The sequence below is a fragment of the Klebsiella michiganensis genome (genome assembly GCA_000963575.1).
In the GTDB taxonomy this organism is placed as follows: Bacteria; Pseudomonadota; Gammaproteobacteria; order Enterobacterales; family Enterobacteriaceae; genus Cedecea; species Cedecea michiganensis_A.
Genome location: CP011077.1, coordinates 3,434,830 through 3,459,685 on the forward strand (window position 1 = coordinate 3,434,830; position 24,856 = coordinate 3,459,685).

A 24,856-nucleotide genomic window follows, 5' to 3' on the forward strand; every position below is an offset into this window, starting at 1 on the left:
AATCAATCGGCTAAAAAAAGCGGCCCCATCGGCAGACGTGGCAGCGCAAAATGGTCGGGGTAATCCACCGACACCAGGTACAGCCCTTCCGCTTTTGCGGTAGCGGCAGCTTTAGTACGATCCTTCCACGCCAGCAGGTCGGCCATCCAGCTTTCGGCCTGGTTGCCGCAGCCGACTTCCATCAGGCTGCCGACGATGTTGCGCACCATGTGGTGCACAAAAGCGTTGGCTTTAATGTCCACGACGATGTAAGCCCCATAGCGAGCGACCGTAATGTGCATCATATTGCGCCATGGGGTGCGAGACTGACACTGCACCGCACGGAATGAGGTAAAGTCATTTTCCCCCAGCAGGCTCTGCGCGGCGCGGTGCATTTTGTCCGCATCCAGAGGCAGGTGAAAATGGGTGACGCCTTGCTGTAAAACGGCCGGTCGCAAGCGGTGATTATAAATCACGTAGCGGTAGCGACGCGCCGTGGCGCTGAATCGGGCATGAAACTCAGACGGCACATCTTTCACCCAGCGCACGGCAATGTCGCCGGGCAAATTCGTATTTACGCCCATCGTCCAGGCCGCATCTTTGCGTACGGCGCTGGTTTCAAAATGCACCACCTGGCCGGTGGCGTGAACGCCCGCATCGGTGCGTCCTGCGCAAAACACGTTAATCGGCTCATTGGCTACCTGAGATAGCGCTTTTTCCAGCTTTTCCTGCACGCTGCGCACTTCGTTCTGGCGCTGCCAGCCGTAATATTTACTGCCGTCGTACTCAATGCCGAGCGCGATTTTATGAAGCGGAATTTCGCTTAGCACTTCAGACATCAGTACATATACTCCTGCACCAGCTTCTCAGCGGTTTTTATCGCCATCAGCGCGCCACCAAAGCGAACGTTATCGGCCACCGACCAGAACTGAATCTGCTCTGGCATACCGTAATCGTTGTGCACGCAGCCAATAGAAAGATGACCGCTGCCGGATGCATCCGCCACCTGAGTCGGGAACTCGCCCTCTTCAGACAGCGCAATATCTTCAGCCTGAGCAAACGCATCGCGAGCTTCTTCTGCCGCCAGCGGGCGCAGAGCTTCAAAGTTGACGATTTGGGCATGGCCGTAGAACACCGGCGACTGCACAAGGCTGGCGGAGATCATTAAACCGTCGTCCTGCAGCACTTTACGCGCTTCATTTACCAGGCGACGCTCCTCCCGCACGCTGCCTTCGGCGTCCGGCACCAGCGGCAACATGTTGAACGCCAGCTGGCGGCCAAACAGATCTTCTTCATCAATAGGAATGCCGTTCAGCAAGCGAGCGCTTTGCCCGGCCAGCGCATCTACGGCCACTTTGCCACGCGCGGAGGCAGACAACAGGCTGGTCACCTGAATACGCGACAGGCCGCCCTGCTCAATCAGCGGTTTTAACGCGCTCAGCAGCTGGCTGGTCAGACTGTCCGCCACGGCAACCAGATTACGGTTGCGGTAATCGCTCAGCACAAACGGATTCACGTCCGGCACCACCAGCGGCACATCCGGCTCCATAGCAAACAGGCCGCTGGAGTCGATCACCAGGCAGCCAGCATTGGTTGCTTCTTCTACATAGCGAGCGGAGGCTTCGGCGCCCGCGACGAAGAAAGCAAGCTGGGCCTGAGTCCAGTCGAATTCCGCCGCATCCTGCACCAGGACAGTTTTGCCTTCATAACGCAGGCTTTCACCGGCACTCTCGCCGCGCGCCAGGGCATACAATTCACCAACCGGGAACTGACGTTCAGCAAGCAGTTCAAGCAAAGCTGAGCCTACGGCACCGGTGGCGCCTAAAACGGCAATATTCCAGCCTTCGGACATGTTGGTTTACTCCAGAAAATCAAACAGATGCTCTCCGAGACACCGTCTCAGAGAGCCAGAAGATAATGCTTAGCGAAGCGGGTGATGTGCCGCGCTAAAGCCAAGTTTTTGCAGCATGTTCGCCGCTGCCGCGTCATCACACTGCACATACAGCGATGACCACTCGCGGCGTTCCAGGTAGTTTTTACGCAGCTTGTCGAATTCACCAGGCTGAGCGGCTACCTTACGCAGCGGCGCATCGTCGCGGCGCACATCATACACCAGATGCACCAGTCTTTTGAGCGTGGGCTGATCGAGCGGGCCTGCCAGCGTGATACGGCCAAATTCCGGTGCAGGCAGTAATGAATCCAGCGCTACCTGCCGGGGCTGACCAATGAAATTGCTAAAGGCTTCAAACACCTGTGTAGTGCCGCGAGCCTTACCTTCAAGCGTGTAGCCCGCAATGTGCGCCGTACCAATGTCCACCTTGTCCAGTAGCTCGACGTTGAGATCCGGCTCCGGCTCCCAGACGTCCAGCACCACGCTAAGATTCTGCCCTGCTTTTAAGCATTTCAGCAACGCGTTGTTGTCTACAACGGGGCCGCGACAGGCATTAATCAGAATAGCGCCAGGCTTCAGACGGCTAATCAGCGCCTCGTCCGCCAGATGCAGCGTTTTGTAAGTGCCGGATTTAAACAGCGGCGTATGGAAAGTGATTATGTCGGCTTCCTGCACCAGCGCTTCCAGCGAAACGAAATCGCCTTCATCACCGCGATCGGCACGCGGCGGATCGCACAGTAAGGTGCGTACACCCCAGGCTTCAAGCCGCGCCTGCAGGCGGGAACCAACGTTACCGACGCCAACAATCCCGACGGTCCGGTCTTTCAGTTCAAAACCATCGCGCTCGGCCAGCATCAATAAGGAAGAGAACACATACTCAACTACGGCAATCGCATTGCATCCGGGGGCAGCAGAGAAAGCCACCCCGGCACTTTGCAAATATGCTTCATCAACGTGATCGGTTCCGGCCGTGGCCGTCCCGACAAATTTAATCCCTTTACCGTCCAGCAGTTCAGCATTCACTTTGGTGACCGAACGCACCATCAGCGCGTCAGCATTCGTTAGCGTATCCACCGGAATCGGACGCCCCGGCACGGCAGTCACCTCGCCCAGGCGGCTGAAAAGTTCGCGGGCATAGGGCATATTTTCATCAACGAGGATTTTCACCTGAGTACCTGTCTGTTAATCGTCGAGATAAGGCCGGATAGTGTGCCATAATCTGACGTCCGGGCATAACGAACTATGCTCGTCATACTTCAAGCTGCAGGCGCGTTGGCTGCACCCGTTCACCCCAGTCACATAGTTAGCTATGCTCCTGGGGACTCACGGTCTTGCCGCCTTCCTTCAGCCCGAATTATATAGAGCCTATTTTTTTAATGTTTTTTCGTGTTTAAGGCGAGCTTAAGGATTTCACTATAATGCAACCCATTCAGGGCGCCGCGCCGCGTCCTCCGGGGGAACCGCCCTCCGCACCCTCTGCCGCCGGCGAACAGCCGCTTTCTACCCAGCAACGTACCGTGCTGGAGCGTTTGATCACCCGGATCATTGCGCTTAGTCAACAGCAGAGCGCTGAAGTTTGGGCCGGCCTTAAGCATGACCTTGGGCTGAAAAACGAGGCCCCGCTGCTGTCGCGCCATTTCCCGGCCGCCGAGCAAAACCTGAATCAACGCCTGACCAGCGCGCAAACCACGCTGGCAACGCGCCAGATTATTCAGCAGTTAAGTGATTTGCTGCCCCAGGGCAACAACCGCCAGGCGGTGAGCGACTTTATCCGCCAGCAATTTGGCCAGACCGCCCTGAGCCAGCTCACGCCAGACCAGCTCAAAACCGTGCTGACGCTGCTGCAAAATAACCAGCTTGCCATTCCTCAGCCGCAGCAGCGCCCGGCCACAGACCGCCCGCTGCTGCCCGCCGAACACAACAGCCTGAACCAGCTGGTCACCAGGCTCGCCGCGGCGACGGGCGAATCCGGCAAACAGATCTGGCAGTCAATGCTTGAGCTTTCCGGCGTTAAAACCGGCGAGCTCATCCCGGCTAAGCACTTTGCTTTGCTGACGACCTGGCTCCAGGCCAGGCAAACGCTGAGCCAGCAGTCCGCCCCCACTTTGCACAGCGTGCAGGCCGCACTGAAGCAGCCTCTTGAGCCGCTGGAGTGGAAAGATATGGTGGATTACAGCCAGCAGCGCTTCCAGGCCACGCCGCAAACGGTGCTGACGACCGCGCAGGTGCAGGACATTCTCAATCAGGTGTTTTTAAGACGTGCCGAGCGCCAGCCGGCCATGATTGAAGTGCGTGATATTCAACCGATCTACAACCCGATGTTCAGCGCGATTATCGAGCCAATAAAAGCCTTGAGCGCGAGACCCGGCCTGGCGTTGATCGCGCTGGTCGTCGTGATGATTTTGCTCTGGCTGGTGATATAGCGTCCCCAGGGCTAACTTTTGGTCAGATTTTCTTTCAACTTTTCCGAGGGATGTCTTCCCCCGCCGTTATTCCTTTCCCCGGTAGATCTGTTTCCCCTGCACGTTCAGAGCCGGTGAATGTGCAGGGTGATAACGCCGCGCCCTGACAAGCCTGCGCCCGCGAGCTCACCGTCGCTGAAGCCGGGCATCCCCATCGGCTATCCCCGGGTCGATCAGAGCCTGACACAATTCTTCCCCCTCACCCCGGCCCTCTCCCCAAAGGGGCGAGGGGGAAAACAGGCGACGGGAGACAGGATTTATTCTCCCTTCCCCAAGAGCCGAGGGAGAAAACAGGCGACGGGAGACAGAGTTTATTCTCCCTTCCCCAAGAGCCGAGGGAGAAAACAGTCGACGGGAGACAGAGTTTATTCTTTCTTCCCAAAGAGGCGAGGAAGAAAACAGGCGACGGGAGACAGAGTTTATTCTTTCTTCCCAAAGAGGCGAGGGAGAAAACAGGCGACGGGAGACAGGATTTATTCTCCCTTCCCCAAGAGGCGAGGGAGAAAACAGGCGACGGGAGACAGAGTTTATTCTTTCTTCCCAAAGGGGTGAGAGAGAGAACAGGCGACGGGAGACAGGGTTTATTCTTTCTTCCCAAAGGGGAGAGAGAGAAAACAGGCGGCGGGAGACAGAGTTTATCCCCTCTCCCTTCCAGGGAGAGGGTAAAAGCCAGAAGCGAGGTTGCAGTTGAAATCAGTCCCGGACATCAAACGTATTTGTGCCGAAGTGACAGCGCCCTCCGGGAGAAGCCCGGGTAAGGGCGGAATTATTCCCGGTTTATGACTGACGCTTCAGCTGCTCCCGGCGATACTCGCCCTGCCGCTCGAGCATCCAGCCCGGATATTCGCGCGGCAGCTCACTCACCGCATTCAGCCTTTCGAGCTCGTCCGCGCTAAACTGAACCCCCGTCGCGGCGATATTGTCATCAAGCTGCTCGATGCGTTTTGCGCCAACGATAACCGTCGTCACCGCCTGCTGATGCAGCAGCCAGGCCAGCGCAATCTGCGCCACGGAAACGCCTTTGACGCCGGCAATGTCACGCATCACATCCACGCAGTCAAACGCGCGGTCTCTGTTGACCGGCGGGAAGTCAAACTCAAGGCGGCGGCTCCCGGTTTCGGCTTTCCCGTCGCGATCGTACTTGCCGCTGAGCAGCCCACCCGCAAGCGGGCTCCACACCATCAGACCGACGCCTTCACTTTGCATCATCGGCACCAGCTCTCGCTCCAGATCGCGTCCGGCAAGGGTGTAATAAGCCTGCAATGAGGCAAAGCGTGCAAGCCCCAGACGTTCAGAGATCCCGAGAGCCTTCATGATTTGCCAGGCCGCCCAGTTTGAAACGCCGATGTAGCGCACCAGGCCTTGCTGCACCAGGGAGTCCAGCGCCCTAAGCGTTTCCTCTATCGGCGTCGCGGGGTCAAAGCCGTGCAGCTGGTACAGGTCGATATAGTCGAGCTGCAGCCGCTGCAGGCTCTCCTCGATACTATTCAGCAGATGAAAACGCGATGAACCTCGAGAGTTCGGCCCGGCGGTGCCGGTTTCGCCAAACGCTTTGGTTGCCACCACCACATTCTCACGCGGCACGTTAAGGTTTTTCAGCGCCTGGCCGGTGATGATTTCCGACCGTCCGCCGGAATAAACATTGGCCGTATCGATAAAGTTAATCCCGGCCTCCAGCGCACGCCCAACCAGCTTGTCGGCATCATTTTGCGCCAGTTGGCCTATTTTTCCCCAGATGCCGTCTTCGCCACCAAAGGTCATGGTGCCCAGGCAAAGCTCTGAAACAAACAGGCCGGTATTACCTAATTTTTTATAACGCATAGCGGTACCTCATGTTCAGGATTTCAGGAAGGAAGAGTGCGGACTGCCAGTTATACGCGTCGCGCGCAGTTCTGGAATGGGGGATTTCTGCTCATTCCTTGCCTGTTTCTGCCTGAGTTGGCGCTAACGTAAAAGCAGTAATAAACCGTAGCCGACCAGCGCGGCCCAAAGCAGCATCGGGAGAGAATAGAGATGGAAACGCCACCAGATGCGGCGGTCGTTGGCCATACGAAGGGCAATCAGGTTCGCCAGCGAACCCGGCAACAGGCCAAAGCCGCCGATATTGACCGCGAAGGCCAGCAGCAGCGAGGCAGGCACGTAGTTCAGCAGCAAAATGGTGGCAGGGACATTGCTGATGAATTGCGACAGCAAAATGCCAAGGCCAAACAACTCGCCCGAAGAGAGCCGCGCCACACCCTGAAGCGAGTGCTGCAGCGCCGGCAGTTGGGTGATCAGGTGAACATCAATAAACATCACCACAAATACCACCAGCAGACTCCAGTCGATGCTGAGCAACACTTTGCGCGCCAGCATCAGGAACCCAAGCGCAATCAGCCCCAGCCCCCAAAGCTCAAGCTTTAGCTCCAGCGCAAGAATAAATACGATATAAAACGCCAGGCAACACCAGACAAGTTTAGGCTGCCAGCGGCTTTCATTCACCTCTCCGCGGTAACGCAGCGGTTTTGGCTTAAAGCAGACCCACGCCAGCACCAGCAGGCTGATGGCCATAGCCAGCGCCAACGGCAGCATCTGCCAGGTGAAAGCGCCGAAAGAGATCCCGGCATGCCCCCACAGCAAGATGTTCTGCGGGTTACCAATGGGCGTAAGCAAAGAGCCAGCATTGACCGCCAGCGCTTCAAAGATAATCAGCTTGCTGGCCGGTACGGAACAGAGTTTTTTCAGCGTGATGGTCAGAGGCACAATAATGAACAGCGCGACATCGTTAGTCAGGAAGGTCGACAGCGCCGCCGCCGCCGCGACCATAAACAGCGCCAGCTGCCGCTCGTTGGCGAAACGCGCCACCATCTTGCGGCCCAGCACGTCGAAATAACCGCTCAGTTCAACGCCTTTGGTCAACATCATCAGCCCGGTCAGCGTAATAATGGTGTGCCAGTCTATGGCGGCGGGCCATAAAGCCGGGCGGAAAGGCACCGCCAGGCTCAGGGCGACGCCGATTAACAATAATAAATGCAGGAATCGATCGCGCAGAAACGGCTGCGCCAGACGCAGCAGCATGTTTAGCCGATACCCCGCTCTGCACTGAATTTGCGGAAAGCTTCCAGTGTCTCTTCGCTGACGTGGTGTTCCACACCTTCGGCGTCAATGCGCGCAGTCTCCGGGCTAATGCCCAGTGCGAGGAAGAAGTTTTCAACAATTTGATGCCGTTCCCGGCTCTGCTGCGCCAGCTTTTCGCCTTCCGGTGTTAAAAAGACGCCGCGCCATGGAATCTGCTCAATCAGCCCAACGGACGCCAGGCGTTTTAACATCTTGGCGACTGTCGGCTGTGAAACCCCGAGACGTGCCGCCATATCCACCTGGCGGACTTCACCGACTTCATGAATCAAATCAGAAATCAGCTCAACATAATCATCAATTAACTCACGGCGGTGCGCTTCGCGTACCTGCCTGAAGCCCTCAACATGCTCTTCAATATTCGGTAATGGCGTCACTTTTTCGCTGTTCTTTTGCCCTGCCCGACGGCTCATAGTGCTTCCTCTTCCAGTGGCGCGGCGTCGTCATCTGACGACGGAAGGCTTTATTGTAAACCAGCATTGCTCATCCACAAAAAATTAACGAAATAGCCGTGGCTATAAAATATAGCCTGTGCTATACCTGTATGTAATCCAGTCAGGCGCGTTTACGGAAAAACGGTCGTACGGCTAACAGGAGGACGCTATGAACGAATTTAAGAGGTGCATCAACGTGTTTTCACAATCTCCCTTCCAGGTACGCTTAATGCTGCTGAACATGATTTGTGAGTGGGTTGCCGGTAAACCCCAGCAGAAAGAAGAAAAACAACAATAACGCCAGGCCCCGCCGCCTGGCGACTTTTGTTAACGTTTCTGGTTAACAGTCATTCTTTTGTCACAATCCCCCTGCAAAATCCCCGTTAATGGCTAATCTGGCCGAGCTTTAACCCCATCATTTGTCGGATTTGCAATCAGCTTCGCAAAACCGCGGTCGGTTATCAGTTGATATTCTTATCTTACGGCTCTATCTTCTTGCAGCCCTGCACATGAAGCGGCTCGCAGATGCGGTGCAATTCCCCTTCGTTTCCGTCTGTCAGGCAGGCTCTACCCTTATCGCCAGGGTCACCGCATGGCGTTTTGCAAGACCATAATAAAGATGAATGTAACGGTTAAAGATACCCTGACTGTGCGCGGAATCGTGCTGAATCCGTGGGCTGGTTTCTATTTTTTGCAGTCTCTGCTGATCAACTTTGCGCTGGGCTATGCCTTCAGCCTGCTTTACGCCATTGCCTTTAGCTGCATACTTATGCTGCTGTGGCGCACCGCTCCACGCGCCCAGAAAATCCTGCTTGGGCTGTGTAGTGCCGTGGCGGCAATGTACTTCCCGTTCGGCCAGGCTTACGGTTCGCCAAACTTCAATACCCTGCTGGCGCTGCACTCAACCAACTTTGAAGAATCCACGGAAATCATGACCATCTTCCCATGGTACAGCTACGTGGTTTCTCTCTTTATTCTCGTCCTTGGCGTCATGGCGCTGCGCCGCAAACGTGAAGAAAAACGTCCCTGGGGTCATTTCGATAGCTTATGTCTGGCCGTAAGCGTGGTCTGTTTTTTTGTTACGCCGGTGACCAACCTCGCCTACGGTGGGGTGTTCAAATTTAAAGATACAGGTTACCCGGTGGTGCGCTTTGTGAAAGATGTCGTGGTCAACAACCACGAAGTCGTCGAGGAGCAGGCCCGGATGAAGGAGCTTTCACAGCAAAAAGACTCCTGGAACGTGCTCTCAGTGCAGCCTAAATATCACACTTATGTCGTTGTAATAGGCGAAAGCGCCCGCCGCGATGCGCTGGGTGCCTTTGGTGGCCATTGGGACAATACGCCCTTCGCAAGCCAGGTGAAAGGCAGCCTGTTTATGGACTACGTCTCCGCCAGCGGCTCAACGCAAAAATCACTGGGGCTGACGCTGAACCGCGTCGTGGACGGTAAGCCGCAGTATCAGGACAATTTTGTTACCCTGGCAAACCGCGCGGGCTTCCAGACTTGGTGGTTCTCAAACCAGGGGCAAATCGGCGAATACGATACCGCCATCGCCAGCATCGCTAAACGCGCGGACGAAGTGCAGTTCCTGAAAAATGGTGATTTTGAAGCGGACAAAAACACGCGGGATGAAGCCCTGTTAAAAATGACCGCACAGGTTTTTGCCACTCAGCGCACCACGCCTCAGCTGATTGTGCTGCATTTAATGGGCTCACACCCGCAGGCCTGCGATCGTACTCAGGGGAAATACAAAGATTTTGTGCAGTCTAAAGAGACATCCTGCTACCTCTACAGCATGACGCAAACGGACGACTTGCTAAAACAGCTCTATTTGCAGCTGCAAAACACCGGCAATAGCTTCTCAATGGTCTATTTTTCTGACCACGGATTGGCCTTTAAAGAGCGCGGTACCGACGTACAATATCTGGCGCACGACGATAAGTTCCAGCAGAATTTCCAGGTGCCGTTTATGGTGCTGTCGAGCGATGACACCACGCACCGGCTGATTAAAGCCCGCCGCAGCGCCAATGACTTTCTCAACTTCTTCTCTGCATGGACGGGGATAAAGGCGAAAGAACTGACGCCGAAGTACAAGTTTATTTCCGAGCAAAAAGCCGGCCCGGTCTGGATAACCAACTTCAATTTGAAGAAAGTCGACTATACTCATCTGCAGACGGATATGTTTGAGACCAGGACGCGTTAATTTCTGCCGGTTTAGCGATAAAAAAAATCCGCCACTTGGGCGGATTTTTTATTGCTATCCCGGAAGGGATATTAGAAGCGGTAGCCTACGCCAGCGATCCAGGTGCCAACGTCAACGCTACGAATACGGCTCTGCTCGTAGGAGAAGTCCAGAGCAACGTTTTCGATTGGGTTGAACTGCAGACCAGCACCGTAGGAGAAGCCGTAGTCGCTAACGGAATCGTGAGCAGCTGGGAATTCGGTCGCCTGGAATTTACCGTAGCCAACACCTACTACACCGTAGATGCTTGCCCAGTCGTTGATGCGGTAAGCAGGACCAGCGGTGATGCCGTAGTACTGGCCTTTAGTGTACACGCCGTCAGAAGTGTCGCTTTTCTGGGTGTAGGTGAAGGAGCCGATGTAGCCCAGCGGGGTATCATTTTCGTAACGGTATTTCAGGTTGAAACCGCCAGCTTTGTTAGCAACGCCCTGCATATCGCTCTGCGCGTAACCACCGGTAACGGTGCTGGTTGCTGCAGATGCGGTACCTACGGAGACGGCCAGAACACAGGCCAGAGCTGAAAGACATGCAATTTTTTTCATAATATCCACCTCAAATGTGCTTCAAGTAAGTCCTAAGTTTTAAATATAACAAAACCATGACAGAAACTCTTCGCCAATTGTGTTGTCTAACGATCTTTTTCCTGTAACATAACATTTCCACTACATGCTAAATTACTAAAAAATCAGGAAAATGCCGCTTCGCGAGGGCAAATTTTAATCCCTTTAACAACATCGTCATTCAGATAATTCTGGAATTATTTCTGACACAAACTGACAAAAGTCCCTCGATCGTACTCCACGCCATGAGAATTTTTCTTAATGAAAGTTCAACCAGCCATAACTTAATCCTTTAGACTGGGCAGGCTTTTATTTTCTTGACCAAACATAAACAAATACTGACAAGGTACAGGATGCCGCAAACTTCCCGTAATATGCCGCGCTGGCTGCCGATCGTGGTTTTGCTTATCGCCATGACATCGATTCAAAGCGGCGCTTCGCTGGCAAAATCATTATTCCCGCTAATCGGTCCTCAGGGCGTGACTTCGCTGCGCCTGTTCCTGGGCACTCTCATTCTCGCGGTGATTTTTAAACCCTGGCGACTGCGTTTTAAGCCAGAGCAGCGACTGCCTTTACTGTTTTATGGGCTGGCGCTGGGCAGCATGAATTACCTCTTTTATGTCTCTCTGCGTACAGTGCCGCTGGGCATTGCGGTGGCGTTAGAATTTACCGGGCCGCTCGCCGTGGCGCTTTTTGCCTCACGCCGGGCCGTGGACTTTATCTGGGTGGTGCTGGCAGTTGCCGGGCTGTGGTTCCTGCTTCCCCTGGGCCAGGACATCTCCCACGTAGATCTGGCCGGTGCAGCCTGCGCACTGGGTGCCGGTGCCTGCTGGGCCATCTACATTATTGCCGGGCAGAAGGCGGGCGCTGAGCACGGCCCGGCCACGGTCGCGTTTGGTTCATTAATTGCGGCCATTATCTTTGTGCCTCTCGGCGCCTGGGAAGCCAGCAGCTCGCTGTTGCAGTGGTCGCTGCTGCCTGTCGGCCTGGCGATTGCCGTGCTTTCAACGGCGCTGCCTTACTCGCTGGAAATGATTGCGTTAACCCGCCTCCCCACCCGCACCTTTGGCACGCTAATGAGCCTTGAGCCGGGCCTTGCGGCATTGTCAGGCATGCTGTTTCTCGGCGAGCATCTGACGTTGATACAGTGGTTAGCGCTGCTCTCCATCATCGCGGCATCGGTGGGATCAACCCTGACCATGAAGCGCGAAGCACAGATTAAAAACGTTGAAATAAATTAATCTGTCTCCCTGTATTTAATGCGGTAATAATTACCGCATTAAATGCGTTACCCGCCGGCGAGGACTTATATTCACCGCCAGCTGTAATACGCAATAAGAATTATTTTCTTTTCACCGTCATATTTACTCACTCTTTTTGACATAAATCATAAAAACCATATAACCACCTGTTAATAAACAAATTACTATTTTCCACCTTGCGCTTACTATCGGTTTGATAGGTATTACCCTAGCCAGCAAAGTAAAAAGTCGGTGCTATACTTATTGCCGGTAATTCATTGGGACACCAACATCAAGAGGATGAAAGATTATGAGTACCGCTAAACTGGTAAAAACTAAATCTACAAACCTGCTATATACCCGCAATGATGTGAAAGACAGCGAGAAAAAGGCCACCATCGAGCTACTGAATCGCCAGGTCGTCCAGTTCATCGACTTGTCGCTGATTACCAAACAGGCTCACTGGAATATGCGCGGGGCTAACTTTATTGCCGTACACGAAATGCTGGATGGCTTCCGCACGGCGTTAACCGAGCACCTCGACACCATGGCAGAACGTGCCGTGCAGCTTGGCGGCGTGGCGTTGGGCACCACTCAGGTGATCAACAGCAAAACCCCGCTGAAAAGCTACCCGCTGGATATTCACACCGTACAGGAACACCTGAAAGAGCTGGCCGATCGCTATGCCATCGTCGCCAACGATGTGCGTAAAGCCGTCGGTGAAGCAAAAGACGAAGATACCGCAGATATTTTGACCGCCGCTTCCCGCGATCTTGATAAATTCTTGTGGTTCATTGAGTCCAACATCGAGTAACCAGAGCAATTTCCTATGGCTCCTCCTCCGCCAGGGGGCGGGGTCTGCACCAAAACAGAGCAGACCATCGCTTAATTCATAGCCCAAAGTTAATCAAATGTAATAATCACCTCACACAATCGTTAACGAATGATTGTTTTGTCCACTGATTTCGCGGTAAAACTAACCCCTACCCTGCCGGCTCATTTTGCGCACCAAAATGGTGCACCATAACGGTGCGTTATGACCAGCTTGCAACGCTCAATGTGCAATGTTAAATAATCACATCCTTGCAAAAACAGTAAGTTGCAAATTTGGCACGATTCTTTCATGAGTCGCCGCTGACGCAGGGGATCGCCCCGTGGATTAACAAAGGAAATGCTATGAAGTCGATTTTGAAAGTTTCACTGGCTGCACTTACCCTGGCTTTCGCTGTATCTTCCCATGCCGCTGATAAAAAACTGGTCGTTGCGACCGACACCGCGTTCGTTCCTTTCGAATTTAAACAAGGCGACCAGTATGTTGGCTTTGACGTGGATCTGTGGGCTGCTATCGCCAAAGAATTGAAGCTGGACTACACCCTGAAGCCAATGGATTTCAGCGGCATCATCCCTGCTCTGCAAACGAAAAACGTTGACCTGGCGCTGGCCGGGATCACCATCACCCCTGAGCGCGAAAAAGCGATCGACTTCTCCGACGGCTACTACAAAAGCGGCCTGCTGGTGATGGTCAAAGCCAATAACAACGACATCAAAAGCGTGAAAGATCTGGACGGTAAAGTTGTTGCGGTTAAAGGCGGCACGGGTTCCGTTGATTACGCGAAAGCCAACATCAAAACCAAAGACCTGCGTCAGTTCCCGAACATCGATAACGCCTACATGGAACTGGGCACCAACCGCGCTGACGCGGTTCTGCACGACACGCCAAACATCCTGTATTTCATCAAAACAGCCGGTAACGGTCAGTTCAAAGCTGTAGGTGAGTCTCTGGAAGCCCAGCAGTACGGTATCGCCCTGCCTAAAGGCAGCGACGAACTGCGCACCAAAATCAACGGCGCGCTGAAAACCCTGAAAGAGAACGGCACTTACAACGAAATCTACAAAAAATGGTTCGGTACCGAGCCTAAATAATAATTCTAAAAATGAGTAACATCTGAGGGGCGCCTTTCGCCCCTCTTATTATTAAACGCCTCCCACGCTGCCAGGCCCCGGCCTGAAGCCCAAAGAGGTGAATCACGGTAGACAACAGGAACACATCATGCAGTTTGACTGGAGCGCCATTTGGCCTGCAATTCCCATCTTGTTTGAAGGCGCTAAGATGACCCTATGGATTTCAATCCTGGGTCTTTGCGGCGGTTTAGTAATTGGTTTAGTGGCGGGCTTTGCTCGTACCTACGGCGGTTGGATTGCCAACCACGTAGCCCTTGTTTTCATCGAAGTGATTCGCGGCACGCCAATTGTGGTGCAGGTGATGTTTATCTACTTCGCCCTGCCAATGGCCTTTACCGATCTGCGTATCGATCCGTTTAGCGCCGCGGTCGTCACCATCATGATCAACTCCGGAGCTTACATCGCAGAAATCACCCGCGGTGCAGTGCTCTCTATTCATAAAGGCTTCCAGGAAGCGGGCCTTGCGCTTGGGCTGTCAAAACGTGAAACCATCCGTCACGTTATTATGCCCCTGGCGTTGCGCCGTATGCTGCCGCCGCTGGGTAACCAGTGGATCATCAGCATCAAAGATACCTCGCTGTTCATCGTTATCGGTGTAGCAGAACTGACTCGTCAGGGTCAGGAAATTATCGCCGGTAACTTCCGCGCGCTGGAGATTTGGAGCGCCGTTGCGGTCTTCTATCTGATTATTACCCTGGTGCTGAGCTTCGTGCTGCGTCGCCTTGAAAGAAGGATGAAAATCCTGTGATTGAATTTAAAAACGTCTCCAAGCACTTTGGCCAAACCCAGGTGCTGCACAATATTGACCTGAACATCAAACAGGGTGAAGTAGTGGTAATTATCGGCCCAAGCGGCTCCGGTAAATCGACCCTGCTGCGCTGCATCAACAAGCTGGAAGAGATCACCAGCGGCGACCTGATTGTTGACGGCCTGAAAGTGAACGATCCGAAGGTAGACGATCGCCTGATCCGTCAGGAAGCCGGCATGGTGTTCCAGCAGTTCTATCTGTTCCCGCACCTGACCGCGCTGGAAAACGTTGCCTTCGGCCCAATTCGTGTCCGCGGCATGAAAAAAGACGCGGCTGAGAAGCTGGCGAAAGAGCTACTGGCGAAGGTTGGTCTGGCGGAACGTGCGCATCATTATCCGTCAGAGCTTTCTGGCGGCCAGCAGCAGCGCGTGGCCATTGCTCGCGCCCTTGCCGTTAAGCCGAAGATGATGCTGTTTGATGAGCCAACCTCAGCCCTCGACCCGGAGCTGCGTCACGAAGTGCTGAAAGTGATGCAGGACCTGGCCGAAGAAGGCATGACCATGGTTATCGTTACCCACGAAGTCGGCTTTGCCGCCAAAGTGGCCTCCCGCCTGATCTTTATCGATAAAGGTCGTGTGGCGGAAGACGGTAACCCGCAGGAGCTTATCGACAACCCACCGAGCCCGCGCCTGCGCGAGTTCCTGCAGCACGTCGCATAACGCCTGATTCAGGGCGACTAATCTCAGTCGCCCTGATTTTTCTGGAATTATCCCGCTTTTCTCCTCGCTAAAATCACAGCCACTATACTTACTCCTTTGTCAGATTTTCTCAGTCCGGAGGAGCGCTGTGCGATGGATCCTGATATTACTGTTTAGCCTGATGAGCCTGCCCGGCCATGCAGTCACCTTACCCGCCGCAGCCGTTGCCGCCTCAACATCCCAGGGCAGCACCGCACCACCAGCAGAACCCAGCGTAGAAGAAAAGAAAAAAGCGTACTCGGCGCTCGCCGACGTGCTGGACAACCCAAAGTCCCGCGGTGAACTCATCGAGCAGCTTCGCAAAGTCGCCGCTGACGATACCTCGCCAACCGTGCCGGCCATCGCACCACCCGATGCGCTCCCTGAAGATAAAACCGTGCTCGAAAACGTCACCGACGTCAGCCGCCGCTACGGGGGAGAGCTCACGCAGCGCTTTGAGCTGCTCCAGCAAAATATCGCCAGCGCACCGAGGAAAGCCTTTAACCAGCGGACTTTCTTCAATGCACTGAGTCACTTCGCGATGCTCGCCAGCGCCGTTTTTGTGTTCTATTTCCTGCTTCGCGCCTGCGTCAGGCCGCTATGGGCCAAAATGGGCGACTGGGGACGAAGAAAAAACCGCGACCATACCAACTGGCTTCACCTGCCGATGACCATCCTCGGCGCCTTTGCGGTGGACATCCTGCTGCTGGCGCTAACGCTGTTCGTCGGGCAGCTTCTCAGCGACAAAATGAACGCAGGCAACGCCACTATCGCCCGGCAGCAGGGGCTGTTCCTTAATGCCTTCGGGCTTATCGAGTTCTTCAAGGCCGTTCTGCGCCTCATTTTCAGCCCGCGTTTCCCGGCGCTGCGCCCTTTCCCCATCGGTGACCAGGGCGCCCGCTACTGGAGCCTTCGCCTTTCCTGGCTGAGTACGATTATCGGCTACGGGCTATTGGTGGTGGTGCCGATTCTCGCCAATCAGGTCAACGCCCAGATCAGCGCTATGGTTAACGTAGTGGTGATGCTGCTGATCACCGTCTGGGCGCTATATCTGATTTTTCACAACAAACGCGCCATCCAGCAAAGTCTGATTCACCTGGCAGACCGTTCAATGAGCTTCTTTAGCCTGTTTATTCGTGCCTTTGCGCTCGTCTGGCACTGGCTCGCCTGCCTCTATTTTGTGGTGCTGTTTTTCCTTTCGCTCTTCGATCCGGGCAACAGCCTGAAATTTATGATGGGCGCCTCGCTGCACAGCCTGACCATCATTGGCGTGGCGGCGTTTATCTCCGGCATGCTTTCACGCTGGATAGCAAAAACCATCACCCTTTCTCCACAGGTGCAGCGTAATTACCCCGAGCTGCAAAAGCGTCTTAACGGCTGGATCTCCGTCTCGCTGAAACTGGCGCGTATTCTTACCGTTTGCGTCGCAGTCATGCTGCTGCTGGACGCCTGGGGGCTTTTCGATGCCTGGCAATGGCTCACTCAGGGCGCCGGAGAAAAAACCGTCGACATCCTGATCCGCATCGTGCTTATCCTTTTCTTCTCAGCGGTAGGCTGGACGCTGCTGGCAAGCCTGATCGAAAACCGCCTTGCGTCGGATATCCACGGCCGCCCAATGCCAAGCGCGCGAGCCCGCACGCTGCTGACGCTGTTCCGTAACGCGCTGGCCGTGGTGATCAGCACCATCACCATCATGATCCTGCTTTCTGAAATTGGCGTGAACATCGCACCTCTGCTGGCCGGCGCGGGGGCGCTGGGGCTAGCGATAAGCTTTGGTTCGCAAACACTGGTGAAGGATATTATTACCGGGATATTCATTCAGTTTGAAAATGGGATGAATACTGGCGACTACGTCACCATCGGCGCAATTACCGGCACCGTCGAAAAAATGTCGATCCGCTCGGTGGGCGTTCGTCAGGATACGGGGGCTTACCACATCATTCCGTGGTCATCGATAACGACCTTCGCCAACTTCGTCCGCGGGATTGGCTCTTTCGTGGCGAACTACGACGTCGACAGGCAGGAGGACGTGGACAACGCTAACCGCGTGCTGAAAGAAGCTGTGGAAGCGCTAATGAGCCAGGAAGATATTCGTATGTTAGTGATTGGCGAGCCGTTGTTCTCGGGCATTGTGGGGCTGACGAATCAGGCCTTCACGGTACGCGTGACCTTTACCACCCTGCCGCTAAAACAGTGGACGGTGCGCTACGCGCTCGACGGAATGGTCAAAAAACATTTTGATGAAGCGGGTATCAGGCCTCCGGTGCAAACCGTGCAGGTTATGCAGCCGGGTGCCGATGCTGTGCAGGCGCTACAGGCCTCGGATGCGGCGGCCGGCGCGCTACCGCCCGCCAGCCCAACCCGCTAACTATTTACCGCGGGTTTTCGCCCAGCGTGCGCGCTGGGCATCATCCATAAAGCTCCAGGCGATGAAACGGCTCTGCTTTTGCCCCTGAGCCATCTCTTTTTTCACCACTTTTACCACGCCGGTTTCCTGCATCACGCGGTATAGCGCGGGCAAGTTTTCGCCTTTTGAAACCAGCGAAGTGAACCACAGCACCTGGCGGCCAAACGCCTTACTTTCTTTGATCATCTGGCTGACGAAGGCAACTTCACCCCCCTCGCACCACAGTTCCTGCTCGCGACCACCAAAATTCAGCGCGGCCCCTGCGCCCTGGCCAAGATTGCGGCGCTTACGCTCGCTGCCGCTGCGGGCCGCCTCGACCGAATCATGGAACGGAGGATTGCACAGCGTGGCGTCATAGGTTTCATTTTTGTGGATAATGCCGTCCAGAATGCAGGCGGCATTTTTTTGGCGGCGCAGGCGAATCATGCGGCTAAGCCCGGCATTGCCATCCACAATTTGCTGGGCGCTGCGAAATGCGTCGCCGTCCAGCTCTGAACCGGTAAAGCGCCAGCCGTATTCATGCTGACCAATCAGCGGATAAATGCAGTTGGCGCCCACGCCGATATCCAGCACGGAAGCCTGAGCTGGCACAACGCCGCCGTTCCCCTCTGCCAGCAGATCGGCCAGATGATGAATATAATCCGCGCGCCCCGGCACCGGGGGGCAAAGAAAACCGTCCGGAATATCCCACTGCTTCACCTGATAAAAATGGGCCAACAGCGCCTGGTTCAGCGCCTTCACCGCCAGCGGATCCGCAAAATCAACGGTCGTGTCACCGTGCGGCCCTGGGCGCAAAAACTCGGCCAGTGCCGGGCAGCTCGCGGTTAATGCGGCAAAGTCATAGCGACTGCGGTGACGGTTACGCGGATGCAAACCAGGTTTGGTGTCGGCTGGGGTTTTCATTGGGGGCTTCTCCTTATGTGGCCGCGTAAGATACTCTGCTCTCCGCGTCGGGTAAATACATCGCTGACGATTTGACCTTTCCAATACGAATTCAGGTGCGTAATGAGTAAAAAACGTTATTACTACGAGCCCTCGGAAGGCCACGGTTTACCACACGATCCGCTGAATGCCATTGTCGGGCCACGTCCTATCGGCTGGATCTCCTCCTGCAACCTGCAGGGCCAGCGCAATCTCGCGCCCTACAGCTTTTTTAACTGCTTTAACTATCGACCACCGATCATTGGTTTCTCCAGCACCGGCTGGAAAGACAGCGTCCAGAACATCCTCGACACCAAAGAATTCGTCTGGAACCTGGCCACGCGCCCGCTGGCAGAACAGATGAATGAAACCTCCGTGACGCTCCCCAGAGGAGAGGATGAGTTTCAGCGCGCGGGCCTGACCCCGGTGGCGGGCACAAAGGTCAGCGCAAGCCTGGTCGCCGAAAGCCCGGTCAACTTTGAATGCCGCCTGTCGCAGTGCATTCGCCTGACCTCTGCCGACGGGGAAGCGCTGAACAGCTGGCTGGTGCTGGGTGAAGTGATTGCCGTGCACATTGATGAAGCGTTGCTTATCGACGGAGTCTACCAGACCGCGCTGGCGCAGCCCGTGCTGCGGGCCGGGGGGCCAACCGCTTATTACACTGTTGATGAATCGCAGCGTTTTGACCTGGTTCGTCCCGACGCCCGCTAACGCAAATAAAAAACATAAAAATCAGCCACCTATTTGTGGCTTAACGCTATAAAAACAGCCGAAAAACGTGGTTTCGGCTGTTTTGATCAAACCAGTACATCCCCTTCACTGCTTTTTCGAACAAAGCGCTCATTTTAAGACCAGTGCATTTAATAAAGAAAATCAGCCACCTATTTGTGGCTTTTTTGTCAGCATTTGGTCAGGTTTTATCGTTCAAAAAACACGCACAAGTCCATCAATTTTTTGCGTCATTATCTGCCTGAAGGGGAACTAGACTGTAATTGTCAGACAACAAAAAGGTGTTTTGCTCTCAACGCTCAAGAGGATGTAAAGATGAAAAAACTGCTGTATTTCTCTGCGGTTATCTCTCTTGCTGCACTGCCTTTTGCCTCCATGGCAGCCCAGGAAATGAGTAACGCAAACGTCGGACAGATGCAACCTTTTGGTACCGTCACCGCTAAAGCGTCTAACCTTGACGACCTCCAGGCCAAACTGGCGGAAAAAGCGAAAGAACAGGGTGCAACCGGCTTCGTGATTAACTCCGCTGGCGGTGATAACCGCCTGTACGGCACCGCCACTATCTACAAATAGTCTGCTTTACGGCCTACATAATGCCCTGCTCTGCGGGGCATTTTCATTTCCTCGCGCGGAAAATACTTTAAGCAATCATATGATACTTATATGACTCATCTGTGAATCAACTCACTTTATTAGCTCTGAACAACCACTAAGGTAGATGCACGCAAGAATTGTCTCTTGTGATTACTTTCGGAGCGGTAAAATGAAAAACCTGATGGCCGCATTAGAAGCCCGGCTGATGCCCCTGGCTGCCAAAATGGCGCAGCAGCGCCACCTCGGCGCCATCCGCGACGCCTATATCTCGTTCATGCCGTTTATTATCGTTGGTTCCATTCTGCTGGTGATCTCATCCTTCCCAAGCACCCATTATCAGCAGTTTATGGCTTCTGTTTTTGGCGAGGGGTGGTCCGCCACCGTTGAAATTCCCTTTAACGCCATCTTCTCTACGATGGCGGTGTTTATCAGTTTTCTGGTGGCCTACCGGCTGGCGGAGCGCTACGACATTGACAGGATGTCATCGGGCATTTTGTCCCTCTCCTGCTTTCTGATCCTCACGCCTTTCGCTAAGCACCCGGACGTCGGCAACCTTATTCCAATGGAATGGCTGGGATCGAAGGGGCTGTTTGTAGCGATGCTGGGCGCGCTGGCAAGTACGGAGCTTTTTGCCTGGATGCTGCGCCAGAACTGGGTGATAAAAATGCCGGACGGCGTACCACCCGCGGTGCAAAAATCTTTCGCCGCACTCATCCCTTCGCTGCTGATTCTGATTGTGGCCCTGGCGGTTCGCGTGCTGTTTGCCAAAACTGACTACCACACCATTCACCAGTTCGTTTATGAAGTGCTGGCGACGCCTATCCGCCACTTCGGCACCTCTTATATTGGCGCGCTGTTTACCTGCTTCAGCATTACCAGCCTGTGGTCGGTGGGGATCAACTCCGGTTCAATGGTCAACGGCATCCTCCGTCCGTTCTGGATGGAAAACCAAATGGATAATCTGGCCGCGACGCAGGCCGGAATGCCGCCCCCGCACGTTGTGACGGAACAGTTTTACGACATGATCTGGATGGGTGGCGCGGGCGCAACATTGTCTCTGGTGATTGCTATGCTGCTGTTCGCCCGCAGTCAGCACATCAAAAACGTGTCGCGCCTGGCCGTCGGCTCCTCCATCTTCAACATTAATGAGCCGGTGCTGTTTGGCCTGCCGGTCATCATGAACCCCATCATGCTGATCCCTTTCAACCTTGTGCCGCTCGTGCTGGTCACCGTGCAGTACATCGCGATGTCCATCGGCATGGTGGCCACTACCACCGGGGTCTACATTCCCTGGACGCTGCCGCCGGTATTAAGCGGATTCATCGTCACCGGCCACCTGAGCGGCGCGGTAATCCAATTGATTAACCTGTGCATCGGGGCGCTGATTTATCTGCCGTTCCTGAAAGTTGTCGACCGGCAATATCGGGCCAATGAATCACCGGCTCAAGTGACTGAACGTAAACCCGCCACGGAGTAGTTAAACATGACGTTATCAGCAAACTGGGGAACGATCGCCACCTGGCGTATGGCATGGGAAGGGATAGGTGAAGCCGCCGACCGGCTGCAGCGAGGCAGTTCGGCGAACGATGCCGTCGTGCACGCGGTTAAATGTGTGGAAGATTACCCCTTCTATAAATCGGTCGGTTTTGGCGGCCTGCCGAATGAACAAGGCGAAGTCGAACTTGACGCCGCGTTTATGGATGGCACCAGCCTCGCGCTCGGTGCCGTGGCTGGGGTAAAAAACATCGCCAACCCTATTCTGGTAGCCAAAGCACTGAGCGAAGAGCGTTTCAACAGTTTTATGGTCGGCCAGGGGGCCGAAGCCTGGGCCAAAGACCGGGGCTTTGAAAGCAAAACTATGCTGACCGAGCGCGCGTACAACCATTACCTGAAGCGTAAACGAGAAACACTCGATCGCGGATTAAGCCCGTATACCGGGCACGACACCGTGGGGGTTATCGCCCTTGACGCCCAGCAAAGAATGTCAGTCGCCACCTCCACCAGCGGCCTGTTTATGAAACGCCCTGGCCGGGTGGGCGATTCGCCTGTCTCCGGCTCCGGTTTCTACGCCGATAGCGAAGTCGGGGCCGCGACAGCCACGGGTCTGGGAGAAGACCTGATGAAAGGCTGTATAAGCTATGAGATAGTCAGCCGCATGGCGCGGGGCATGTCACCCCAGCGTGCGGCTGAGTCCGCCGTTTACGACCTTGAAGCCAGGCTGATTGCCCGCTATGGCCGGGCGGGCGACCTGTCCGTCGTCTGCATGAACAACCGGGGCGAATACGGCGCGGCAACAACCATCGACAACTTCTCTTTCTCTGTTGCCACCCCGGCGCAGCCGGCCCAGGTGTTTCTCACCGCCCGGGACGGCAACCGCACGGTCATCCGCCCGGCAGACCGCGAATGGCTGGACGCCTACCAGCAGCGCATCACCGCGGAGGTTATCCAATGAAATGTCTGCTTGTTTCACCCGAGGCTGCCTTTAATAATGCTCACCTGGTCTTGTGGGATACCTCACTAAGCCGCTGGCCAAACGCACTTCAGCCCTTGCTGGCAGAGATGTCCACCCACGATGAGCCGCAAACAACCACCTTCGGCTTACAGGGGGTCTGCGAGCGTCTGTCGCTGCTGCCCTCCGCAGAAATCGCTCAGCCAGCCGTACTTCGCCAGCTGCTTTCTGCCGTTGAAACACTGTTACCTTCCCCCGTTTTGCAGCCCGTCGCGCTGGATCTCGCGGGCTTTAACCTGGCAGATGAAACCACGTTTATTCGCCTGCGCACGCTGCTTATTGCCCTCCTCAACCGCTTCTATCAGTTGCCGCAGTTGGGCTATCGAGAGGACGAGCTGCAAAGCCACGGTGAACTGTGGCTGATTACCGAACCCAACAATGCGCTGGCTCGCCGTCTGGCTTCCCAGGCCGAGGCCATCGCGCAGGGCATGTTGCTCTCTCGCCAGTTAGCGGATTTGCCCGCGCTGGATTGCCGCCCACAGGATGTGGCGCAGCAAGCGGAAACCTGGGCCCGCCAACACCCACAAACCCGCTGTGAGACTCTGGATGAGCAGGCCATTTTTGACCACGGCCTCGGCTGCCTGCACGCCACCGGAAAAGGCAGCGTCAACCCTCCCCGGCTGGTAACGCTGTACTGGGCTGGTGCCAGCGAAGAGGCGCCGGTATATGCCCTCGTCGGCAAAGGGATCACCTTCGATACCGGCGGAATGTGGCTGAAAGAAGGCGAAGGCATGCGCACCATGAAATATGACATGTGCGGTGCGGCGGTGGTGTTTGGCATGATGGAAACGGTGAAGCGCCTTAACCTGCCCGTCAACGTCGTGGCGGTCATGGCGCTGGCGGAAAACATGCCTGGCAGCACGGCGATGATGCCGGGGGACGTTGTACGTTCCCATGCGGGGGCAAGCGTGGAAATCATTAACACCGACGCCGAAGGCCGGCTGGTTCTCGCGGACGCACTCAGCTACGTCGCAGAGCGTTTTAAGCCCGCGGAAATCATCGACGTCGCCACGCTGACCGGCGCGGTGGTCAAAGCGCTGGGTTACGATATTTCGGGATTAATGAGTAACAATGAAGCACTCAGCCAGCGCCTGCAGCAGGCAGGCAGCCTGACGCAGGACCGCGTCTGGCCTCTGCCGCTGGACGAAAGCTTTGACGGCCAGGTTAAAAGCACAATTGCCGACTACACCAACACGCCGCCCAACAACGCCGCCATTGCTGTTTCCGCCGCGCAGTTCCTCAGTAAGTTCTGTCACCAGCGCCCATGGGCACACCTGGATGTCAGCGGCACCGCGCTGTCGCGAGGGAAATTTACCCAGGCCAGCGGCCGACCGGCGCATTTGCTGACGCAGTATTTCCTGTCGCTGTGTGAGGGGAAATAACATTGCCATGAAAAAGCGCCCGAAGGGGCGCTGTCTATTTATTGCCTGGCTAACGCTGTCGAAGCCACGCCTCGGGCGTCAGGTTTTTCAGCCGGCTGCGGATAATCCTTTTATTGAGCAGATCTTCAAACTCCAGCAGCACCGCCCCCAGCCCCAGCCGCTTATCAAAACGCTCGCCGTTCAGCAGCGTCTCCAGTGCCTGGTGGTAATTGCCCTGCCCGGCTTTTTCCAGCCAGTCTTCCTGCGCCGCAGCATGTAAAGGCACGGCAAGCGCCCCGGCAAGCTTCTGCGTAAACGAACAGGGCTTCGCCGTTAAAGAAAGTACGGAGAGCGGCAATCCTTCCCGTAAAAACCCCACCAGCGGCTCAGGCACCTCTTCACAGCCGCGTTCACGCAGCGCAACGGCCATATAGCCAGAGGTTCGCTCGCTGAACACCAGCAGCTCACCTTGCTTATGACTCATCGTCTCCGGCAGCGAGAAGACATCCAGCATAAAATGGCCCGGAGCCTGGCTAAGCGCCGGCTTGGTCATGCGCGACTGCTGCCAGTTTTGCAGCATACGGCTGATGCTTGCGCGGGAAATCCCCTGCTGAATCAGTAAACGGGCGGCTTCGAGAAGTTCGTCCAGGGAAAGCGCAAGGCGCACACGCAGGAACACCAGCATCGATTCTTGCTCGTGACTTAACGCACGATGAATCGTATTCGGCCGGTGAGATTTATCATAACAGTCGTCTCGCTTGCGCCAGCGCCGAACGGTATCGACCGAAATGTTCAGTTCCTCCGCCAGCTCGCCGTCCGTTTTCGCGGACTCCTGAATGTACTTTCGCGTACGTGGCGTTGTTGTGGCGTTGGAGTGCAGCTTTATCTCCATCGAACCTCATCCATCGGGTTAAAAAGGAAAGACCACAGTATAAAAGCTTCCCCGCCTGCTTACTGCGCAAATA

The 24,856-nt window shown here is 55.2% G+C and carries 23 protein-coding genes; 14 read left to right on the top strand and 9 right to left on the bottom strand.

Annotated features, from left to right (window positions below; genetic code table 11):
• Positions 1-2: 2 nt before the first annotated feature.
• The 3 genes from truA to VW41_15825 form a co-directional block, all read right to left on the bottom strand.
• A complete protein-coding gene (gene truA, locus VW41_15815; protein ID AJZ90382.1) occupies positions 3-818 on the bottom strand; it encodes a tRNA pseudouridine synthase A in 816 nt (271 codons plus the stop codon).
• Positions 818-1,831: a semialdehyde dehydrogenase gene (locus VW41_15820; GenBank protein AJZ90383.1), complete on the bottom strand. Its 1,014-nt coding sequence runs from the start codon at positions 1,829-1,831 to the stop codon at positions 818-820. Before VW41_15820 ends, truA begins: the two co-directional genes overlap by 1 nt.
• 69 nt (positions 1,832-1,900) lie before the next feature.
• Positions 1,901-3,037, bottom strand: a complete 1,137-nt coding sequence (locus VW41_15825) for an erythronate-4-phosphate dehydrogenase (GenBank protein ID AJZ90384.1) — start codon at positions 3,035-3,037, stop codon at positions 1,901-1,903.
• Positions 3,038-3,288: 251 nt separating this feature from the next.
• On the opposite strand from VW41_15825, the gene flk reads away from it, so the two are divergent.
• A complete protein-coding gene (gene flk, locus VW41_15830) occupies positions 3,289-4,293 on the top strand; it encodes a flagella biosynthesis regulator (GenBank protein AJZ90385.1) in 1,005 nt (334 codons plus the stop codon).
• Positions 4,294-5,109: 816 nt separating this feature from the next.
• On the opposite strand, the gene VW41_15835 is transcribed toward flk, so the two are convergent.
• The 3 genes from VW41_15835 to VW41_15845 form a co-directional block, all read right to left on the bottom strand.
• The gene (locus tag VW41_15835) at positions 5,110-6,153 is read right to left on the bottom strand and encodes an aldo/keto reductase (GenBank protein ID AJZ90386.1); all 1,044 of its coding nucleotides are present in this window, start codon (positions 6,151-6,153) and stop codon (positions 5,110-5,112) included.
• Positions 6,154-6,276: 123 nt separating this feature from the next.
• On the bottom strand, positions 6,277-7,389 hold the full coding sequence (locus tag VW41_15840) for a membrane protein (protein ID AJZ90387.1): 1,113 nt from the start codon (positions 7,387-7,389) through the stop codon (positions 6,277-6,279).
• Positions 7,390-7,391: 2 nt separating this feature from the next.
• Positions 7,392-7,859 (bottom strand): manganese transport regulator MntR, encoded by a 468-nt coding sequence (locus tag VW41_15845; protein AJZ90388.1) that lies wholly within the window; start codon positions 7,857-7,859, stop codon positions 7,392-7,394.
• 190 nt (positions 7,860-8,049) lie between these two features.
• Between VW41_15845 and VW41_15850 the strand changes: the two genes are divergently transcribed.
• A complete protein-coding gene (locus VW41_15850) occupies positions 8,050-8,178 on the top strand; it encodes a small protein MntS (protein AJZ90389.1) in 129 nt (42 codons plus the stop codon).
• Positions 8,179-8,499: 321 nt separating this feature from the next.
• Positions 8,500-10,083 (top strand): phosphoethanolamine transferase, encoded by a 1,584-nt coding sequence (locus VW41_15855; protein AJZ90390.1) that lies wholly within the window; start codon positions 8,500-8,502, stop codon positions 10,081-10,083.
• Positions 10,084-10,154: 71 nt separating this feature from the next.
• Here the strand turns inward: VW41_15855 and ompX are convergent, their stop codons facing one another.
• On the bottom strand, positions 10,155-10,664 hold the full coding sequence (ompX, locus tag VW41_15860; protein ID AJZ90391.1) for a membrane protein: 510 nt from the start codon (positions 10,662-10,664) through the stop codon (positions 10,155-10,157).
• Positions 10,665-11,035: 371 nt separating this feature from the next.
• Between ompX and VW41_15865 the strand changes: the two genes are divergently transcribed.
• The 6 genes from VW41_15865 (at position 11,036) to VW41_15890 (ending at position 17,738) form a co-directional block, all read left to right on the top strand.
• Positions 11,036-11,923: a threonine transporter gene (locus VW41_15865; protein AJZ90392.1), complete on the top strand. Its 888-nt coding sequence runs from the start codon at positions 11,036-11,038 to the stop codon at positions 11,921-11,923.
• Between the two features lie 310 nt (positions 11,924-12,233).
• The gene (locus tag VW41_15870; GenBank protein AJZ90393.1) at positions 12,234-12,737 is read left to right on the top strand and encodes a DNA starvation/stationary phase protection protein Dps; all 504 of its coding nucleotides are present in this window, start codon (positions 12,234-12,236) and stop codon (positions 12,735-12,737) included.
• Positions 12,738-13,099: 362 nt separating this feature from the next.
• A complete protein-coding gene (gene glnH, locus VW41_15875) occupies positions 13,100-13,846 on the top strand; it encodes a glutamine ABC transporter substrate-bindnig protein (protein AJZ90394.1) in 747 nt (248 codons plus the stop codon).
• A 127-nt stretch (positions 13,847-13,973) separates the two neighbouring features.
• A complete protein-coding gene (gene glnP / locus VW41_15880; GenBank protein ID AJZ90395.1) occupies positions 13,974-14,633 on the top strand; it encodes a glutamine ABC transporter permease in 660 nt (219 codons plus the stop codon).
• On the top strand, positions 14,630-15,352 hold the full coding sequence (gene glnQ / locus VW41_15885; protein AJZ90396.1) for a glutamine ABC transporter ATP-binding protein: 723 nt from the start codon (positions 14,630-14,632) through the stop codon (positions 15,350-15,352). Before glnP ends, glnQ begins: the two co-directional genes overlap by 4 nt.
• Positions 15,353-15,479: 127 nt before the next feature.
• Complete coding sequence (locus VW41_15890) at positions 15,480-17,738, top strand: mechanosensitive channel protein (protein ID AJZ90397.1); 2,259 nt, start codon at positions 15,480-15,482, stop codon at positions 17,736-17,738.
• On the opposite strand, the gene VW41_15895 is transcribed toward VW41_15890, so the two are convergent.
• Positions 17,739-18,680: a 23S rRNA methyltransferase gene (locus VW41_15895; protein ID AJZ90398.1), complete on the bottom strand. Its 942-nt coding sequence runs from the start codon at positions 18,678-18,680 to the stop codon at positions 17,739-17,741.
• 102 nt (positions 18,681-18,782) lie between these two features.
• Between VW41_15895 and VW41_15900 the strand changes: the two genes are divergently transcribed.
• The 5 genes from VW41_15900 (at position 18,783) to VW41_15920 (ending at position 23,912) form a co-directional block, all read left to right on the top strand.
• A complete protein-coding gene (locus VW41_15900) occupies positions 18,783-19,409 on the top strand; it encodes an Asp/Glu/hydantoin racemase (protein AJZ90399.1) in 627 nt (208 codons plus the stop codon).
• 333 nt (positions 19,410-19,742) lie between these two features.
• A complete protein-coding gene (locus tag VW41_15905) occupies positions 19,743-20,000 on the top strand; it encodes a hypothetical protein (protein ID AJZ90400.1) in 258 nt (85 codons plus the stop codon).
• Positions 20,001-20,190: 190 nt separating this feature from the next.
• Entirely contained in the window at positions 20,191-21,498 is a 1,308-nt protein-coding gene (locus tag VW41_15910) for a PTS lactose transporter subunit IIC (GenBank protein AJZ90401.1), read from the top strand.
• A 6-nt stretch (positions 21,499-21,504) separates the two neighbouring features.
• Positions 21,505-22,473 (top strand): N(4)-(beta-N-acetylglucosaminyl)-L-asparaginase, encoded by a 969-nt coding sequence (locus tag VW41_15915; protein AJZ90402.1) that lies wholly within the window; start codon positions 21,505-21,507, stop codon positions 22,471-22,473.
• Positions 22,470-23,912 (top strand): leucyl aminopeptidase, encoded by a 1,443-nt coding sequence (locus tag VW41_15920; GenBank protein ID AJZ90403.1) that lies wholly within the window; start codon positions 22,470-22,472, stop codon positions 23,910-23,912. Before VW41_15915 ends, VW41_15920 begins: the two co-directional genes overlap by 4 nt.
• A 49-nt stretch (positions 23,913-23,961) precedes the next feature.
• Here VW41_15920 and VW41_15925 read toward each other — a convergent pair whose 3' ends face one another.
• Positions 23,962-24,783 (bottom strand): hypothetical protein, encoded by an 822-nt coding sequence (locus VW41_15925; GenBank protein ID AJZ90404.1) that lies wholly within the window; start codon positions 24,781-24,783, stop codon positions 23,962-23,964.
• Positions 24,784-24,856 lie beyond the last annotated feature (73 nt).

What these genes read in the sequence shown, in the direction of transcription:
- VW41_15915 (AJZ90402.1), top strand. Translation starts at nt 21,505, where the DNA reads ATGACGTTATCAGCAAACTGGGGAACGATCGCCACCTGGCGTATGGCA.
- VW41_15855 (AJZ90390.1), top strand. Translation starts at nt 8,500, where the DNA reads ATGAATGTAACGGTTAAAGATACCCTGACTGTGCGCGGAATCGTGCTG.
- VW41_15865 (AJZ90392.1), top strand. Translation starts at nt 11,036, where the DNA reads ATGCCGCAAACTTCCCGTAATATGCCGCGCTGGCTGCCGATCGTGGTT.
- VW41_15845 (AJZ90388.1), bottom strand. Translation starts at nt 7,859, where the DNA reads ATGAGCCGTCGGGCAGGGCAAAAGAACAGCGAAAAAGTGACGCCATTA.
- flk (AJZ90385.1), top strand. Translation starts at nt 3,289, where the DNA reads ATGCAACCCATTCAGGGCGCCGCGCCGCGTCCTCCGGGGGAACCGCCC.
- VW41_15840 (AJZ90387.1), bottom strand. Translation starts at nt 7,389, where the DNA reads ATGCTGCTGCGTCTGGCGCAGCCGTTTCTGCGCGATCGATTCCTGCAT.
- VW41_15910 (AJZ90401.1), top strand. Translation starts at nt 20,191, where the DNA reads ATGAAAAACCTGATGGCCGCATTAGAAGCCCGGCTGATGCCCCTGGCT.
- VW41_15835 (AJZ90386.1), bottom strand. Translation starts at nt 6,153, where the DNA reads ATGCGTTATAAAAAATTAGGTAATACCGGCCTGTTTGTTTCAGAGCTT.
- VW41_15895 (AJZ90398.1), bottom strand. Translation starts at nt 18,680, where the DNA reads ATGAAAACCCCAGCCGACACCAAACCTGGTTTGCATCCGCGTAACCGT.
- ompX (AJZ90391.1), bottom strand. Translation starts at nt 10,664, where the DNA reads ATGAAAAAAATTGCATGTCTTTCAGCTCTGGCCTGTGTTCTGGCCGTC.
- glnP (AJZ90395.1), top strand. Translation starts at nt 13,974, where the DNA reads ATGCAGTTTGACTGGAGCGCCATTTGGCCTGCAATTCCCATCTTGTTT.
- VW41_15905 (AJZ90400.1), top strand. Translation starts at nt 19,743, where the DNA reads ATGAAAAAACTGCTGTATTTCTCTGCGGTTATCTCTCTTGCTGCACTG.
- VW41_15900 (AJZ90399.1), top strand. Translation starts at nt 18,783, where the DNA reads ATGAGTAAAAAACGTTATTACTACGAGCCCTCGGAAGGCCACGGTTTA.
- VW41_15820 (AJZ90383.1), bottom strand. Translation starts at nt 1,831, where the DNA reads ATGTCCGAAGGCTGGAATATTGCCGTTTTAGGCGCCACCGGTGCCGTA.
- VW41_15925 (AJZ90404.1), bottom strand. Translation starts at nt 24,783, where the DNA reads ATGGAGATAAAGCTGCACTCCAACGCCACAACAACGCCACGTACGCGA.
- truA (AJZ90382.1), bottom strand. Translation starts at nt 818, where the DNA reads ATGTCTGAAGTGCTAAGCGAAATTCCGCTTCATAAAATCGCGCTCGGC.
- VW41_15870 (AJZ90393.1), top strand. Translation starts at nt 12,234, where the DNA reads ATGAGTACCGCTAAACTGGTAAAAACTAAATCTACAAACCTGCTATAT.
- VW41_15850 (AJZ90389.1), top strand. Translation starts at nt 8,050, where the DNA reads ATGAACGAATTTAAGAGGTGCATCAACGTGTTTTCACAATCTCCCTTC.
- glnH (AJZ90394.1), top strand. Translation starts at nt 13,100, where the DNA reads ATGAAGTCGATTTTGAAAGTTTCACTGGCTGCACTTACCCTGGCTTTC.
- VW41_15920 (AJZ90403.1), top strand. Translation starts at nt 22,470, where the DNA reads ATGAAATGTCTGCTTGTTTCACCCGAGGCTGCCTTTAATAATGCTCAC.